The following is a 15,697-nucleotide window of genomic DNA, read 5'->3' as shown; positions in this document are numbered from 1 at the left end:
TCATGTATTTGTGCAATACGATTTTTCTTCACAGCGAAATTCCCAGCCGCATGCGTCCGGTCCTGAGCGTCAAGCTTCGTCAGGTGCGGGATATCGTCTCGGCCGTTGTCGAAGAAAAAAAGGTTACCGTCTATTACCGTAAAACCCTGGATGTACGGGCGCTGAAACTGTTCATTCGGGCTTTTGAAGATAAGTACGGCCGGAAAAAGGAAAATAAACCGGAAGACATGGACGTTGCCACGTACCGACGGGAAGCTATCATCTCTGTCGGCGGCTTCATTGCTATGAACATCCTGCGCAAGGTCAATCCGGAATTTTACGGATCCATGCTCTTGTTTCGTCGACTCTTTACCTTATACATCGCGCGTCGCTATATTAAAAGCGGTATCCTCGGCCTGGTAAAAGACCATCAGGCCAGCGCCGATACCTTGACGGCAACGGCGGTAGCAGCCTCGGTCCTGTCCGGAAAGCCGGAATCGAGTCTGACGCTCCTGGCCCTGTCGAACGGGGCTGAAATGATGACCGAATACGCTGCCGAACGGGCACGCCGTCAGATTTCCGGCCTTTTGAAACTGGATCAGCGCGACGTCTGGATCATCGAAAACGGCAGGGAACGCAAGGTTCCCGTAGAATCACTGAAGCGGGGCGACCTCATTGCCGTTCATCTCGGCGAAAAGATCTGCGTCGACGGTACCGTTGTCGACGGCAACGCCGCTGTCAATCAGGCTTCCATTACCGGCGAATCGAATCCGGCTATCAAACAGGAAAAGTCGCCGGTCTATGCCGGCAGTGTCATTGAAGCCGGAGACCTCGTCATCCGCGTCGAAAAGGTCGGCGCCGATACGTCCCTGGCTCAGATCATCCATCTCGTCGAAGAAGCCCAGACCCGCCGGGCGCCGGTCCAGAACTTTGCCGATAAGATGGCCAATCTCTTAGTGCCGATCTCCTTTATCGGGGCAGCCATCGTCTACGGGGCGACCAAAGATTGGCAAAGAGTTCTCAATTTGCTGTTCATCGATTTCTCGTGTGGCTTGAAACTTTCGACGGCTACGGCCATTTCGGCAGCCATCGGCGTCGCCGCTCGGAAAGGGATCCTCATCAAGGGCGGCAACTATATCGAAAACTTAGCCGATATCGATACGGTCGTCCTCGATAAGACCGGGACGATCACCATGGGCGTCCCCCAGATCGACCATATCGAAACGATTGACGGCGTCGGCGATAAAGAAATGATACTGTTGGCCGCGTCGGCTGAAATGCATTCCGTACATCCTCTGGCTGTAGCCGTACAGAAGTACGTCAATGCCAAGGGCTGGCAGACACCGCCTCATGCTTCGTCGGAAACCGTCGTCGCCCGGGGCATGAAGGCTGTCGTTCCGCCGTTTGAAAACTACGAAGGCGGGGACATCCTCGTCGGCAGCCGCCGCTTCATGACCGAAGAGGGCGTAGGAGGCATGCCGGTTGTCGATAATAAGACCTGGGGCAAGAACCTGTTGTACATCGCTAAAAACGGCCAGTACCTCGGATTCCTGACCATTCAGGATCCGATTCGTCCGGGCATGAAGAAGACCTTGAACCGCATGCGCCGCCTCGGTATCGATGAAGTGGTCATGCTGACCGGTGACTCGAAAGACGTCGCCGCCGAAGTCGCCCAGGATATGGATATCGACTCGTACTACGCCGAAATCCTGCCGGAAGAAAAGGCTAACTACGTCATGAAGATGCAAAAAAGAGGCAACGTCATGATGGTTGGCGACGGCATCAACGATGCACCGGCCCTGGCTTTCTCCGATATCGGTGTCAGCCTCGGCGGAAACAAAACCGATATTGCTGCTGAATCGGCAGCCATTACGATCCGTTCGGAAGACCCGGCTAAGTTATATGATGCCCTCCATATCGGACGGGAAACGATGCGGGCCATCAACCAGAACTTTACGGCGACCATTGCTGTAAACTCGGCAGCCATGCTTCTCGGTGCCTTAGGGAAGATAAGCCCCCTCTGGGCCGCGGTCATCCACAATACGGCCACCTTGGCTGTCGTATTGAATAGTGTTCGCATTCTCGGGCCATCCATGCCGAAACGGCGAGCCTAAAAAGTCTTAATTTTAGAGAATAAGTCTTAATTAGGATATATAATCACATATTCAAAAGGATGCATCAAGGTGCATTTTGTAAAGATAAGAAGCGTACTTTCGTGCGCTTCTTTCTTTTTATAAATGAATTTCAATAGCAATGTGTTGACAGAGTATGTGAAAAAATATATAATATATTTGGTAATGAAATATATTATCATTAGTTGAAGGGATGTGTGAGTATTATTTACGGAGCTGAAAGGAGCGATGTAAATGAGTGTCGTCATCGTAGGTGGAAATGATTGCATGGTGTGCCGTTATAAACGTATTTGCAAAGAATTCGATTATAAGGCCAAAGTATTTACTCAGGTACCCAGTGATTTTAAGTCGAAAATCGGGTCGCCTGATCTCGTGGTGTTGTTTACCAGTACCGTGAGCCACAGTATGGTCCGCTGCGCTCTGAAGGAAGCCCAGCGCAAGAACGTGGATATTGTCCGTTCCCATACCAGCAGCTCAAGTGCACTGAAAACTATACTAGCCGCCAGGACGGAGGAAGCCGTCGTCTAGGCAAGCAAAGGGGAGTTAGTCATGAAGATTGTTTCGTTAGCTGACATGAAAGTCGGTCAGTCAGGTATTGTCGAAGCCCTTGAAGGCCGGGGAAATATCCAACATCGCCTGGTAGATATGGGTGTCGTCAAAGGTTCTCGTATTTCTGTTTTTAAAAAGGCCCCTCTCGGAGATCCGGTAGAAGTCAAAATTAAAGGCTGTGCTATGGCCTTGCGCATGAATGAAGCGGCTATGATTTCGGTAGCCGTGGATCAATAATAAGGGGGTATTTAGTAGTCATGGAAAATGCAGGAAAGATTAAGATTGCCCTTGCCGGCAATCCTAACTGCGGGAAAACGACGATTTTTAATAACATTACAGGTTCAAAGCAGCACGTCGGCAACTATCCCGGCGTTACTGTCGAAAAGAAGGAAGGCCATCGCACCTTTAACGGCAAGGATTTGCTCTTCGTCGACCTTCCGGGTACGTATAGCTTGACGGCGCGGTCCCTCGATGAAGTGGTTGCCCGTAACGTCATCATCAATGAAAAGCCGGATATCATCGTCAACGTTCTCGACGCATCGAATCTCGAACGTAACTTGTATTTGGCGGCTCAGCTCGTCGAATTGGGACGACCGATGGTCATCGCCTTGAACATGATGGATATTGCCGAACGAATGGGCATTAAAATCGACCTCGAAAAGTTAGGCCGTCAGATCGGCGCCGTCGTCGTTCCTTTAGTCGGCAGTAAAAACTTAGGGACGAAAGAATTGCTCGACGCCATTTCCAGCATGGAAGCAAAACACTTGGTCAATGCGGAAGTCGATTATGGTGCTGACGTCGAACCGGCGATTGCTGAATTGACCGATGCCATCGATAAGATTGGCGTCATCAATTATCCGATCCGCTGGCTGGCCGTTAAACTCCTTGAAAACGACTCCGATGCCGTGGCCAAGGTCAAGGCTATTGACGGTACGGAACATATCTTGGAACTGGCGGCTTCTCTCCGCGATTCCCTGGCTAAAAACCTCGATTTAGACTTTTATTTTGCTCAATGCCGCTATCAATTTGCGACTGACGTATTTAATAAATCCATTATCAATGTCGGTACGAGCGATACCTTGTCTGATAAAATCGACCGTGTCCTGACGCATCGCGTTTTGGGGATTCCTATTTTCTTAGGCCTCATGTGGCTCATGTTTACCGTCGTCATCGACCTCGGCGCCTATCCTCAGGATTGGCTCGACCAAGGTTTCGGCATGCTCGGTGACTGGCTGAGTACGGTCGTTGAAGATGAACAGCTGCGCTCGCTCCTCGTCGACGGTGTCATCGGCGGTGTCGGTTCGGTCCTCAGTTTCGTACCGCTTATCGTTCTCTTGTATTTCTTTATCAGTCTCCTCGAAGACACGGGCTACATGGCCCGCGCTGCCTTCCTTATCGACCGCGCGATGAGAGCTCTCGGCCTGCACGGCAAGTCTTTCATTCCTATGATTCTCGGCTTTGGCTGTAACGTACCGGGCATCATGGCCGCTCGTACACTCGATAATGAAAAGGACCGCCTGGTCACTATCCTGGCGTGCCCCTTCATGAGCTGCGGCGCTCGTCTTCCTGTTTATACCCTGCTCATCGGCGCCTTCTTCGGCGCTTCCGGTTATGGCGGTACGGTTCTCTTCGGCATCTACCTTTTAGGTATCATCGTCGCTGTTGCCGTTGCCTTGGTTCTTCGTCATACGACCTTTAAAGGCGAACAAGAACCGTTTGTTATGGAAATGCCGCCGTACCACATTCCGACCCTCAAAGGCGTCCTCATGCACATGTGGGAACGAAGCGTACTGTACCTCAAAAAGGCCGGTACCTTCATCCTCGGCGCTTCGATCATCGTTTGGTTCCTCACGGCATATCCGATGGATGTCCAGTATTCTCAGGACTTCGATGCCGCTAAAGACCAGGTTACGGCTCAGATGGAACAGCAGCAGGCTGGTATTCTCCAGACCTATGGCCTGACGTCCATCGAAGAAAACAGTGAATTGAACGGCATGTATGAATCGATGATTGCCGCTGCCGACGCTGCCGCTGAAGAAGAAGACAGCGAAGAAGAAGACGTTGAAAGCGTTCAGCAGGCGGAAGCTGTCGAAGAAAAACCGCAGTATCCCGATGCTTTTGCCGATCTCGAAGCTTCGAACCCGACGGTATATGCTCAGGCACTGCCCTTATTCGACGCCAAAGTCGCTGCTGACGATGCTACGACTGAACTCGACAGCCAGCAGAATGCTGAAAAGATTTCCCAGTCCTATGCAGCTCGCTTAGGCCACTTCATCGAACCGGTCATCGCACCGCTCGGTTATGACTGGAAGATCGGCGTCGCCATCGTTGCCTGCACGGCCGCTAAGGAAGTCATGGTTTCGACCTTGGCTACGATTTACAGCGTCCAGGCTGACGATACTCATGAAGCCAACCTCATCACCTTCCTGGCTGATGACCCGAACTTCAATCCGGCTGTTGCCCTGTCGCTGATGGTCTTCACCTTGCTCTACATGCCTTGCGTCGCTGCTATGGCTGTCATCAAGCGTGAAACGGGTTCCTGGAAGATGCTCCTCGCCAGCGATGCCATGTGCCTCGTCTTGGCCTATGTCCTGGCTTACGTTACCTATCAGTTAGCTCTTATGGCCGGTCTCGGCGCATAAGACCTTCTATCCCATAGAAAGGGGGGTTCTGGTATGAGTCCTGCAACGATTATTGTCGCTATCGTCGTCATCATCGCCGTAGCGTACTTCATCCGTCATGTCCGCGGCCTGTTCAACGGAACAGCCGGCTGCTGCGGCGGTTGCTCGGGCAGCTGCTCGTCGAGCGGACAGTCAAAGACGGGGGATAAATCTAAACTCCCGCCTTGCTGCCAAAAATAAATAGCAGATAACAGCAAAAGAACCTCCATCGGTCAACTTGATCGATGGAGGTTCTTTTGTATGGAATTTGCTGTAAAAAATAAGATGCCTCATCATCGATTTCTCTATTGGAAAGATAAAGAAGTCAGTGATGAGGCCTTTTGTGTTATAAATAGCGGCCGGTGATGCTGTCTTTGTTCTGTTTGATAGCTTCCGGCGTGCCCGTGGCCGTGATGCGGCCGCCGTCTTCGCCGCCGCCGGGGCCCATGTCGATGATATAGTCGGCGTTCTTTATGACGTCGAGATCGTGTTCGATGACGACGACCGTTGCCCCTTTATCGAGGAGGGCTTGGAAGACGCGAAGGAGGACTTGGACGTCCAGGGGATGGAGGCCGATGCTCGGTTCATCGAAGACGAAGAGGGATGCCGTCTGGGTTCGCCCCATTTCACTGGCCAGTTTCAGGCGCTGGGCTTCGCCGCCGGAAAGGCCCGGCGTTTCTTCACCGAGAGTCAGGTAGCCCAGACCGAGGCGGCTGAGGGTTGTGAGTCTTTGAGAGACGCCCTTCCATTCGGCGCAGAAGGTGACGGCATCGTCGACATCCATGGCCATGATTTCCGGCAGCGTCCGGGATATTCCTTCTTGGTTGGTCAATTTGACGCCCGATGCGGCCGGGGCGTAGCGCGAGCCGTGACAGGTCGGGCAGGGGATGTGCACATCCGGGAGAAACTGGACGTCGAGGATGATGGTACCTGTGCCGTCGCAGTCGGGGCAGCGCAGGGAGCCCGTGTTGTACGAGAAGTTTCGGGCCTTATAGCCTTTATCTTTTGCATCAGGTGACTTTCCGAAGAGCTTTCGCAGTTCGTCATGAACGCCGGCATAGGTCGCAACGGTAGAGCGGACGTTGATGCCGATAGGCGTGGCGTCAATGAGTTTTACCTGTTCGATGCCGCCGGTGTCGACGCTGTTAATGTGAGCCGGCAGGGGACGATTCGCTATGACGGCTTCGATGGCGGGAATGAGACTTTCGAGGACCATCGTCGTCTTGCCTGAACCGGATACGCCGGTGACGACGGTCAGCCGTCCCTTGGGGATGGTGATGTCCAGGGGCTTGACCGTGTGAATGGCCGAAGTAGAAAGGCGAATCTCACTCTTGGCGAAGAGCTCATCCGGCGGGACGTCGCCGCGGACCTTGGTCTCGGCCTTGCCTGACAGGAAAGGTCCAATCTGCGAGACGGGATTTTTTTCGATGGATTCTATCGTTCCTTGGGCCAAGACGTGACCGCCGTGGATGCCGGCTTTCGGCCCCATTTCGATGATCCAGTCGGCTTCTTTTAAAATTTGCGTGTCGTGGTCGACGAGGATGACTGAGTTGCCGTCGGCGATGAGGTCGTTCATGACGCCCGTAAGGCCGACGATGTTCGACGGGTGAAGGCCGATAGACGGTTCATCGAGGACGTAGAGGACGCCCGTCGTCCGGTTGCGGACCGACCGGGCCAGCTGCATCCGCTGCCGTTCTCCCGTCGAGAGGGTTCCCGCCGAGCGGTCGAGGGTGAGGTAACCGAGACCCAAGTCGAGGAGGCGCTTGGCCGTATTTTGGAAGGCCTCACAGATGCTGTTGGCCATGGGAATCATGTCTTTTGGGAGAGATTCCGGAACGGCTTGAACCCAGTCCGTTAAAGCCGAGAGGGTCATGGTGCAGGCCGTATCGAGGGAGATACCTTGTACTTTAGGCGCTCGAGCAGCTTCTGACAGGCGGGTCCCGTGGCAGGTCGGGCAGACTTCTTCTTTCAAGAATTTTTCGACGCGCTTCATGCCCTTTTCGTCCTTGACCTTAGACAAGGCGTTTTCTACAGTGTAGACGGCGTTATAGTAGGTGAAGTCGAGTTCGCCCGCTTCGTTGGAGTTTTTAGACTTATAGAAAATGTGTTTCTTCACGGCCGGTCCGTGGTAGACGATGTCTTTTTCTTCGGCCGTCAAATCGCGAAAGGGCACGTTCGTGCGAACTCCCATGGCTCGGCAGACGTCAGTCATGAGGGACCACATGAGGCTGTTCCAAGGGGCGACGGCGCCGTCGTCGATACTGATGGATTCGTCGGGGACGAGGGTTGCCATATCGACGGTGCGGACCGTTCCCGTGCCGCTGCAGTCGGGGCAGGCGCCTTGGGAGTTGAAGGCCAGTTCTTCTGCTGACGGGGCCATGAAATGGACGCCGCATTCCGGACAGACGAGGGCTTTTTCGGCGGCCACGTTTAAAGAGGGCCGGACGTAGTGCCCGTTCGGGCAGCGGTGGCTGGCCAGGCGGGAATAGATGAGGCGCAGGCTGTTTAAGAGTTCTGTGCCCGTACCGAAGGTGCTGCGAATGCCCGGAACGCCGGGCCGTTGGTGGAGGGCCAGGGCTGCCGGCACATAGAGGACTTCGTCGACGGCGGCCTGCGACGCCTGGGTCATGCGGCGGCGGGTATAGGTCGACAGGGATTCCAGGTAGCGGCGGGAGCCTTCGGCGTAGAGGACGCCGAGAGCCAGGGACGATTTGCCCGAGCCTGAGACGCCGGCAATGCCGACGATTTTATGAAGGGGGATATCGACGTCGATGTTTTTCAGGTTATGGACCTTGGCGCCGCGAATGAGCATTTTATCAATCATGATTTTCACTCCCGGTAATGGAAAAATGGAAACGTTCTTGCAAGAGACGGTGGAGTTCGTGTTTTAGTCGGCTGTCAGGGATTTTCTTCGACAGGTGTAACCGGACCGTATTCGCCCATTTGCGTGAGGAGCTGGTAGCGGATGGTCGATAGAAATTCTTTGACCCGAGACGGTGCATCTTTGGCGGCTAAGATGCCGTAGTCGACGGTGATATCCGTCGCCAAGGGGATGCTGACCAGGCCCGGATGGATGTCTTCCCACGGCGTCAGGTTGATGAGGGCAGCATTTTTATCGATGGCGGCATTGAAGGTATCGAGACTGTAACGGCCCGGTGTTTCGAGAATTTGGCAATGGGCTAACTCTTTCTCCATCTGAGCTCGGAGCAGATCATTTTTATGGCTGATGCCCTTCGGGACCATGAGCAGGTGCTGATTTTCCAAGTCTTTGATGGCTAACAGGTCTTTTTCGGCTAAGGGATTGTCCGACCGGACGGCGATACTGAAGCGATAGGAGCCTAAGGGAACGGCGTCGACCAAGGTGTGCGTCGTCGCCTGGTCAAAGGTGCCGATGAGGATGTCGCAGGTCTTTCCCAGGGCTTCGTATTCCCGGTTTTGGGTGACGAGGTCGCTTGGGAGCTGGACGATGGTCAGGCTGTATTGGGGCAGCTTGTCCTTGATGCGGTTCCAAATCGATAAAAAGGGGCGGCTGGGATGGAGGAGGGACGTTCCCAGGCGTAGGGTGAAAACTTGGTTCGTCGCCTTATGGCAGGCCAAATAGGCCTCGTGGGAGAGCTCAATCAGCTGCTGGGCATAGGTGAGGAAAACCTCGCCTTCCGGCTTCAGGCGGATGCCGGCTGACGATCGCTCTAAGAGGGTGCAGTCCAGTTCACTTTCGAGTTTATTGATTTGCTTCATGACGGCTGTTGGGGAAATGAAGTTCTGTTCGGCCGCCTTGGTAAAGCTTCCCAGCTTGGCGACAGCCAGGAAAGTTTGCAGGTTTTGAATATCCATCATAGCCTCCATAAACTTTTGGTTAATGCTATGGTAACTTATTGACGATTCTCAGTCAAGGCAAGGCGTGGCATAATAACCTTGTCAGAAGGAGGGACAACGATGAAGCATACGATTTTAATTGCCTATTTTTCCCATAGCGGAAATACTCGCGCCGTGGCCCGGGAAATTGCCCGGCAGACCGGCGGCGACTTGTTTGAAATAGAAACTGACCGTTTCTATCCCCGAGACCACGATCCCTGTTCGCGTCAGGCTCATCAGGAAGTAAATGACGATATCCGCCCGCCTTTGAAAACTCAGGTAGCCGCCATGGACGACTACGATGTGGTGTTCATCGGCCATCCCATCTGGTGGTACCGCGAGCCCATGGTCGTCCGGTCTTTTTATGAAGCCTATGATTTTTCCGGGAAGACGGTCATTCCCTTTGCGACCTCCGGCGGCAGCGACTTACACGATACGATAGCCGATATGAAGCGCTATCTGCCGGATTCGACACTGGGACGAGGGCTCTGTATCGGAAGTTATGAAGTAAACCATTGCCAGAAAAAAATCCGCAGCTGGATTGAGAAGTTAGGAGTGAATCTATAAGATGAACGATACGAAAGTAAAAGTAACGATTAATCACGAAAAAATCCTTTGGGCCCATTGGAAGGACAATGCCACAGCCAGGGCTTTGTTGAAAAAGATGCCCTTTACCATTAAGATGTCCAACCTCTACGGAAGGGAAATGTGCCACCGCTTCGGTGGCGGCAGCCTGCCTGTAAAAGCGTCGCAGAATAAGGATTACGCCGTAGGCGACATTTCTTTCTGGCCGCCTCTCGGGAGTCTGGTTATCTTATACAGTCAGAACGGCGAAGTTTTTGAACAGGTTCCCATCGGCCACGTCGACGGCGATATCCGTTTCTTTGCCGGTATGGGGGAAGCCGATGTTTTATTTGAAGTCCTAAAGGAGGGATAATCATGAAATTGTCGAAGAAAATCACGGCCCTGTTGATGATAGGTCTGATTTCAGCCTTCGTGGCCGGCTGCGGGGAAGCGGCACAAAATGCATCTCAGCCGCAGCAAAATACCAGTGCCGCTCAGGCTTCCACTGTCGATGAAAGTTCATCGGCCAGCCAAAAACGGGCCATTGAAGATAAGGATATCGTCGGCGTATGGATCAATCATATAGACACCGACATCAACCAAAAGATTACTTTTAATGCCGATCACACGTGGACGGAAAACCAGCATAATGTAGACAACATCTATTCCGGCACCTGGTCCATCAGCGGCGACCACAGTATTTACCTCGAACCCTACGGAGAAACGATTGAAATCAATCCTGATAATTTGAAAGAAATGAACGTCGTCCGCTACCATCACAGGCTGACGAAAGAAGATTCGTAAGGAGAAAGGAGAATTACTATGTCTATTCGTGATAAAGTCATCGTCATTACCGGTGCATCTTCAGGCATCGGCGCAGCGACAGCCATAATGCTGGCCAAACAAGGGGCCAAGGTCATGCTTGGCGCCCGGCGCACGCAGCGGCTCGAAGCCCTTGTCCGCGATATCGAGCATTTAGGCGGGAAAGCCGCGTATTATCAGGTCGATGTGACTCAATTTGACCAAGTCCAAGGGCTGGTACAGGCCGCAATGGATGAATTCGGCCGGGTCGATGTCTTATTCAATAATGCCGGCATCATGCCCAATTCGCCTATGAGTGACGTCCGCCTCGATGAATGGAATGCCATGATTGACGTCAACCTCAAAGGCGTCCTCCACGGTATCGCTGCGGTACTGCCTATTTTTAAGGCTCAAAAGAGGGGCCATATTATCACTACCTCATCCGTAGCCGGTCTCAAGAACTACGTCGGTTCCGGCGTCTACGGGGCTACGAAATTTGCCGTCCGCAACGCCATGGAAGTCGTCCGCATGGAGTCGGCCCAGGAGGGTACCCGTATTCGCACGACGACCCTGTTTCCTGCGGCCATTGATACGGAGCTTGTGCAACATATCGGAGAACCGGCGACAGCAGAGCGGATGAAGAGTTTTTACCAAGTCCACAGCATTTCTCCTGACGCCGTCGCTTCCTGCGTCCGGTTTGCTATCGAACAGCCGGAAGACGTCGACATCAGTGAAATGACCATCTATCCGACGAGCCAGGCTTGACGAGTACGCTTTCTGAGATTTTTTATAATCGTAAGGGCAGGAGAAAGAGTGCTGATCCTTCTTTTTAGGAGGGCGGCACTCTTTTTTTTTAGCATTCAAACAATGGCCCAAACCATGGTATACTAAATTTCTGCCAAGGGCGACAAGCGGATCGATTTGAAGGCCTTTCGCAAAGCCCAAGGCCTGAGGAACCTTTCTTTTGCCTCGCCGCATGACTTGATGGCTATCTTACATCTGACTCCCGGTGCCGTGACGCCCTTAGGTCTCCTCAACGATGAGGCAAGACAGGTCCATCTCTATGTCGATGCCGACTTTCAGGGTCACCTCATAGGCGTTCATCCCAATGACAATACGGCGACGGTATGGCTTTCGGCTGACGACTTGCTCTCCCTCATTGCAGCACACGGGAATGAGGCGGAGTTTGTCGACGTTTGATCGATAAGAATCTCTAGACACAATCGAAAAAATGACCTCTTTACCGGAAAGCAGAAAAAGGGTATCATGGACGTGAAATAATACTTTTTGTGTAATTAACTTGTCTGTCTCTTATGACGCCTTGTTGCGTGATGGCAAAGGGTCGGCCTTTGGGGCAGATGTCTGTGTTATCACCGATTGGTGAAATCATGAGTAGAAATGGAGGAAACGTATGGAACGGATAATTGTAAAGCTCGTGAAGGGATCTAAAGCCATCGATGGGGCAGGGGTCCACCTGACCCGCGTCTTGGGAAACGCTACGGTAGAAGCTTTTGACCCGATCCTCATGCTCGATTCTTTTGACAGTACCAATCCCGATGACTATACGGCGGGATTTCCCATGCATCCTCACCGGGGAATCGAAACGGTGACCTACCTCTACAAGGGGAAGATGGTCCACAAGGATACGTTGGGGAATGAAGACAGTATTTCCGACGGTGAAGTCCAGTGGATGAACTCGGGCTCCGGTATCCTTCACGAAGAACAGGTTCCGGCGTCACCGCGGATTTTAGGCGTCCAGCTCTGGCTCAACCTGCCGCAGAAAGAAAAGATGAGCCGGCCGACGTACCGCCATATCGGCAATGATGAAATAGAAGACATCCAGATCGAAGGAGGCTTTATCCGTCTGCTGGCCGGAGAATACAAGGGCCGCAAGGCCCATCAAGGCGACCATCTGCCTCTCAATTACTACGACATCCATTTGGAAGCCGGTGCTGAATTCGTCCTCGACACCAAGGCCGACGACTCGGTTATGGCCTTTACCCTCTTAGGTGATGCCGTCATTGCCGGTGAGTCCGTAGAAGCTAAGACGGCGGTTAAACTTTCAGACGGTGAAAGCCTGACCCTGAAAGGGGCTGAAGGAGGCTCACAGATATTGGTCATGCAGTCACGAGCCCTTCATGAACCCGTCGTTTGGGGCGGCCCCATCGTCATGAATACTAAACAGGAATTACAGCAGGCCTTTGAAGAACTGCAAAATAATACCTTCATAAAAGAAAAACTTGACTTTGACCCTCATCAGGGCTGAGCCTTAAAAAAATCTGTATTCTTATCCCTTCCGGCTGCGGATATCCCCACTGGAAGGGATTTTTTTGCGCTTTTTCGAAAAGAAATAATTGTGAATTTAGTGTTTAGCCAAGTTTTTGAAGGATTTTTGGTAAATATGTCGAAATATATATAGTAAGTATTTACGTAACCACCACTAAGGGGGCTTAATTATGAACGGATTGAAACGATGTGTGCTGGCCGGGATGGCATCTTGTTTGCTGGTGTTGCCTAATTTTGCTTTAGCAGAGGACGCTTCCGGCAGCGAGTTGATGACCAAAGCTGAAACAAAAACGGAAGTGAAGCCGGCCTTGCCGGAAGACAGTCATGATAGTGGACTGTCTCAAGCGGTTCAGAATAAAAATTATGAACAAGCCTTAGACATCGTGAACCGGCAGATTGAAGCCGACACTGACAATGCCGATCTTTATGCACGTCGCGGCCTCATTTATTTGATGATGGGCAGCTCGGACGAAGCCTTGGCCGACAGTGAAAGGGCGATTTCTCTGTCTCCAGAGAAGCCGTCGTTGTACCTCAACCGCGGCTCGGTCTATGAACAGCGACAGGATTATAAATTGGCTGTCAAGGATTATACGCAGGCCTTGACCTTGGCGAAACCGGGCGAATTCTATCAGGTACTGGGCTATTTTAACCGGGCCCGAGCCTATACCAAGATGGAGGCCTATGATCAGGCCTTGGAAGATATTCGCCAAGGCGAAAAATTGATGCCCTATTTTTCTAAAAATTATTTCCTTGAAAGCCTGATTTATCAGAAGCAAGGGAAGAAGCAGCTGGTGAAGCGGCGCATGGATATTGGAACCATGTATGAGCTCATGTACCAAGGCCATTATTTCTTAGCCGGTGTCATGGCTGAACAGAGCGATTTGAATGAAACGGCTTTGAACTTGCTGCACAAAGCGGTTGAACAGGAGCCGGGAAATCGGGAAGTTTACTCGGTACGGGGCTTAGTCTATGCTAAATTAGATCAGCCGGAAAAGGGGATTGCCGATTTAACCAAGGCCTTGTCCATAAAGGAATCGGCCATGGACTATAACAACCGCGGTGAATGCTACCGCTATCTCAAGCAGTTCAACAAGGCCCGCAAAGACTATGCCAATGCCCTGCGTCTGGCCGAAACTGATTCTGACTACCATGCCGTCTACGACAGTATGGGGCAGCTGGCCTTCGATCAGGGCGACTACAAGAAGGCCGTTGAATATTTGACCAAGGCCATTTCTATCGCGCCTTATGAGGATGGCTATAAAACGCGCAGCCAGGCTTTCCGGAAGCTGGGAGACAATCAAAAAGCCGACCAGGATGAGGCCTCGATTCAGGAATTGACTCAGCGCGAATTGTTATCACAATAATTTACTTTTCAAATTCCCACAAGATGTGCTATAATTGTAGGCGTTATTCTTGAGTGAAACTGCCTATAATATACACATCATCGTATTGAAGGGGGAATTTGATGAAGAAGGCTGTTATAGCGGCCTTGTCCATATGCTGCCTCGTGGGCGCGGCTACGGCGTCGGCAGCAGAGGTACAGGTCAGAACGGAGAAAACGGTATCGGCAGCGGTAAGCGCGACGGAACAGGCTCAGCACGAAGGGCAGACGCAGAAACAATATATTCCGGCGAAGACTGCGGCGCACCATGAAGGTTCGTTGAAAGACCGGGTCCATGCTATTTTGAACAATCAAGAGAGCGCTCCTTCCGCAGTCACGACAGGCGAAGAAAAATACCATTATGCTGAATCGACTCATGAAGCGACGGTCGTTACGCCTTGGAACCGCCAAAAGTATGAAGATCAGTATGAGTACCAGTACCAGCACGATTCGTATGATGCGGCCATTGCCAATGCCTACGCCTATCGCCGTGATTTTGGCAAGAGCAACCTTCGCAAGTGGAGCAGTACCGAAGGAATGGATACGCCGTGGGACAGCAATCACACGACGGATACGGTTCATTTCCAGAGCTCGACCATTGCCTTTTTGGATCGGTTGAACATGGAAGCCCGTCTGGCCGGCATTTCCTTCATCATCACCGGCGGCGCTGAAGGCGGGTACCATGCCAGCGGACTCTATTCCCATGAAAATGGCTATAAAGTCGATATCTCCGATGACGGCATCTACCAGGGCAGTAAGGCTTATGAAGTCCTTCTTGCGGCCTTAGCCCCGTACAAGCATCAAATTACACACGAATGGGATAAGAATCACTTCGATATCACCATTTATCCGGAAAACTACCGCGGATAAGCGTTTCCTTTCAGAGGGGAAGGAACTCTTGATGCGGTCGGAGGGAAGACTGTCTGCAAGGGCAGTCTTTTTTTGATGATAATCCTGCCTTTATAAGGCTTTTTTACCAGGAGAGAGCATATGATGATACCAGATTGGGACCTCTATTTTTCATCTTTGATTGGCGATGAATTGCTTCAAGTTCCGGGACTGGTCCTCGTCGCCTATCATGAGGGCCGCGAGGTATACCGCTTTGCCGGCGGTATCCGAAGATTCTGGCCGAAACCGTTGCCGATGACGATGGACAGCCGTTTTCGCATAGCCTCGGTATCGAAGATGTTCACTATTTTTACCCTCATGCAGTTAGTCGAAGCGGGCGTATTGTCTCTTGATGACGACGTCAGCGACTATCTTGGCTTTCGCCTGCGCCACCCGGCCTATGACGACATCCCGGTGACCGTACGCATGCTGGCCTCGCATACGTCGGGGCTGCGCGACGGAAAGGTCTACAGCATCCCGCCATTCGTTTCCGCAGAGGCCTTTTTTCAGCCTGACAGCCCCTATTGGGAAAAGGGACAGCACTTTGCTCCAACGGGAGAAATGCCGGGACAGTATTTTACCTACTGCAACTTAAATTACGG

16 protein-coding genes are annotated in these 15,697 nt (G+C 52.2%); 14 read left to right on the top strand and 2 right to left on the bottom strand.

What is annotated here, in order from left to right; all coding sequences use genetic code 11:
* The first annotated feature begins 2 nt into the window (after positions 1-2).
* From TX77_RS07590 to TX77_RS07570, 5 genes are all read left to right on the top strand, one after another.
* Positions 3-2,093, top strand: a complete 2,091-nt coding sequence (locus tag TX77_RS07590; protein WP_044504162.1) for a heavy metal translocating P-type ATPase — start codon at positions 3-5, stop codon at positions 2,091-2,093.
* Between the two features lie 252 nt (positions 2,094-2,345).
* Entirely contained in the window at positions 2,346-2,639 is a 294-nt protein-coding gene (locus TX77_RS07585; RefSeq protein WP_044504161.1) for a DUF2325 domain-containing protein, read from the top strand.
* Positions 2,640-2,660: 21 nt separating this feature from the next.
* Positions 2,661-2,897, top strand: a complete 237-nt coding sequence (locus TX77_RS07580; RefSeq protein ID WP_044504160.1) for a FeoA family protein — start codon at positions 2,661-2,663, stop codon at positions 2,895-2,897.
* A 20-nt stretch (positions 2,898-2,917) separates the two neighbouring features.
* Complete coding sequence (gene feoB, locus TX77_RS07575; protein WP_044504159.1) at positions 2,918-5,302, top strand: ferrous iron transport protein B; 2,385 nt, start codon at positions 2,918-2,920, stop codon at positions 5,300-5,302.
* Between the two features lie 33 nt (positions 5,303-5,335).
* Entirely contained in the window at positions 5,336-5,521 is a 186-nt protein-coding gene (locus TX77_RS07570) for a FeoB-associated Cys-rich membrane protein (RefSeq protein ID WP_044504158.1), read from the top strand.
* Between the two features lie 145 nt (positions 5,522-5,666).
* Here TX77_RS07570 and TX77_RS07565 read toward each other — a convergent pair whose 3' ends face one another.
* Positions 5,667-8,144 carry an excinuclease ABC subunit UvrA gene (locus TX77_RS07565; protein ID WP_154651878.1) on the bottom strand — a complete coding sequence of 826 codons (2,478 nt, stop codon included), beginning with the start codon at positions 8,142-8,144 and terminating at the stop codon, positions 5,667-5,669.
* Positions 8,145-8,218: 74 nt separating this feature from the next.
* Positions 8,219-9,154: a LysR family transcriptional regulator gene (locus tag TX77_RS13260; RefSeq protein WP_044504156.1), complete on the bottom strand. Its 936-nt coding sequence runs from the start codon at positions 9,152-9,154 to the stop codon at positions 8,219-8,221.
* 102 nt (positions 9,155-9,256) lie between these two features.
* Here TX77_RS13260 and TX77_RS07555 point away from each other — a divergent pair, with 102 nt between their 5' ends.
* From TX77_RS07555 to TX77_RS07515, 9 genes are all read left to right on the top strand, one after another.
* A complete protein-coding gene (locus TX77_RS07555) occupies positions 9,257-9,742 on the top strand; it encodes a flavodoxin (protein ID WP_044504155.1) in 486 nt (161 codons plus the stop codon).
* Between the two features lies 1 nt (position 9,743).
* Positions 9,744-10,112: a cyclophilin-like fold protein gene (locus tag TX77_RS07550; RefSeq protein ID WP_044504154.1), complete on the top strand. Its 369-nt coding sequence runs from the start codon at positions 9,744-9,746 to the stop codon at positions 10,110-10,112.
* Positions 10,113-10,114: 2 nt separating this feature from the next.
* Positions 10,115-10,543, top strand: coding sequence for a hypothetical protein (locus TX77_RS07545; protein WP_049917327.1), 429 nt, complete (start codon positions 10,115-10,117; stop codon positions 10,541-10,543).
* 18 nt (positions 10,544-10,561) lie between these two features.
* Positions 10,562-11,305: an SDR family oxidoreductase gene (locus tag TX77_RS07540; protein ID WP_044504153.1), complete on the top strand. Its 744-nt coding sequence runs from the start codon at positions 10,562-10,564 to the stop codon at positions 11,303-11,305.
* Between the two features lie 126 nt (positions 11,306-11,431).
* Complete coding sequence (locus TX77_RS07535; protein WP_268257940.1) at positions 11,432-11,740, top strand: YbaK/EbsC family protein; 309 nt, start codon at positions 11,432-11,434, stop codon at positions 11,738-11,740.
* A gap of 211 nt (positions 11,741-11,951) precedes the next feature.
* A complete protein-coding gene (locus TX77_RS07530) occupies positions 11,952-12,806 on the top strand; it encodes a pirin family protein (protein WP_044504152.1) in 855 nt (284 codons plus the stop codon).
* Between the two features lie 190 nt (positions 12,807-12,996).
* Positions 12,997-14,190, top strand: a complete 1,194-nt coding sequence (locus tag TX77_RS07525; RefSeq protein ID WP_044504151.1) for a tetratricopeptide repeat protein — start codon at positions 12,997-12,999, stop codon at positions 14,188-14,190.
* A gap of 101 nt (positions 14,191-14,291) precedes the next feature.
* Positions 14,292-15,077 carry a hypothetical protein gene (locus tag TX77_RS07520; RefSeq protein ID WP_044504147.1) on the top strand — a complete coding sequence of 262 codons (786 nt, stop codon included), beginning with the start codon at positions 14,292-14,294 and terminating at the stop codon, positions 15,075-15,077.
* Positions 15,078-15,197: 120 nt separating this feature from the next.
* The coding region (locus tag TX77_RS07515) for a serine hydrolase domain-containing protein (protein ID WP_044504865.1) at positions 15,198-15,697 on the top strand (500 nt) is incomplete at its 3' end.

It is taken from the genome of Megasphaera massiliensis (genome assembly GCF_000455225.1).
Classification (GTDB): domain Bacteria; phylum Bacillota; class Negativicutes; order Veillonellales; family Megasphaeraceae; genus Megasphaera; species Megasphaera massiliensis.
This window is presented reverse-complemented; position numbering and strand designations above follow the sequence as displayed.

Coding starts and splice junctions, on each gene's coding strand:
- TX77_RS07590 (WP_044504162.1), top strand. CDS start 3: ATGTATTTGTGCAATACGATTTTTCTTCACAGCGAAATTCCCAGCCGC.
- TX77_RS07585 (WP_044504161.1), top strand. CDS start 2,346: ATGAGTGTCGTCATCGTAGGTGGAAATGATTGCATGGTGTGCCGTTAT.
- TX77_RS07580 (WP_044504160.1), top strand. CDS start 2,661: ATGAAGATTGTTTCGTTAGCTGACATGAAAGTCGGTCAGTCAGGTATT.
- feoB (WP_044504159.1), top strand. CDS start 2,918: ATGGAAAATGCAGGAAAGATTAAGATTGCCCTTGCCGGCAATCCTAAC.
- TX77_RS07570 (WP_044504158.1), top strand. CDS start 5,336: ATGAGTCCTGCAACGATTATTGTCGCTATCGTCGTCATCATCGCCGTA.
- TX77_RS07565 (WP_154651878.1), bottom strand. CDS start 8,144: ATGATTGATAAAATGCTCATTCGCGGCGCCAAGGTCCATAACCTGAAA.
- TX77_RS13260 (WP_044504156.1), bottom strand. CDS start 9,154: ATGGATATTCAAAACCTGCAAACTTTCCTGGCTGTCGCCAAGCTGGGA.
- TX77_RS07555 (WP_044504155.1), top strand. CDS start 9,257: ATGAAGCATACGATTTTAATTGCCTATTTTTCCCATAGCGGAAATACT.
- TX77_RS07550 (WP_044504154.1), top strand. CDS start 9,744: ATGAACGATACGAAAGTAAAAGTAACGATTAATCACGAAAAAATCCTT.
- TX77_RS07545 (WP_049917327.1), top strand. CDS start 10,115: ATGAAATTGTCGAAGAAAATCACGGCCCTGTTGATGATAGGTCTGATT.
- TX77_RS07540 (WP_044504153.1), top strand. CDS start 10,562: ATGTCTATTCGTGATAAAGTCATCGTCATTACCGGTGCATCTTCAGGC.
- TX77_RS07530 (WP_044504152.1), top strand. CDS start 11,952: ATGGAACGGATAATTGTAAAGCTCGTGAAGGGATCTAAAGCCATCGAT.
- TX77_RS07525 (WP_044504151.1), top strand. CDS start 12,997: ATGAACGGATTGAAACGATGTGTGCTGGCCGGGATGGCATCTTGTTTG.
- TX77_RS07520 (WP_044504147.1), top strand. CDS start 14,292: ATGAAGAAGGCTGTTATAGCGGCCTTGTCCATATGCTGCCTCGTGGGC.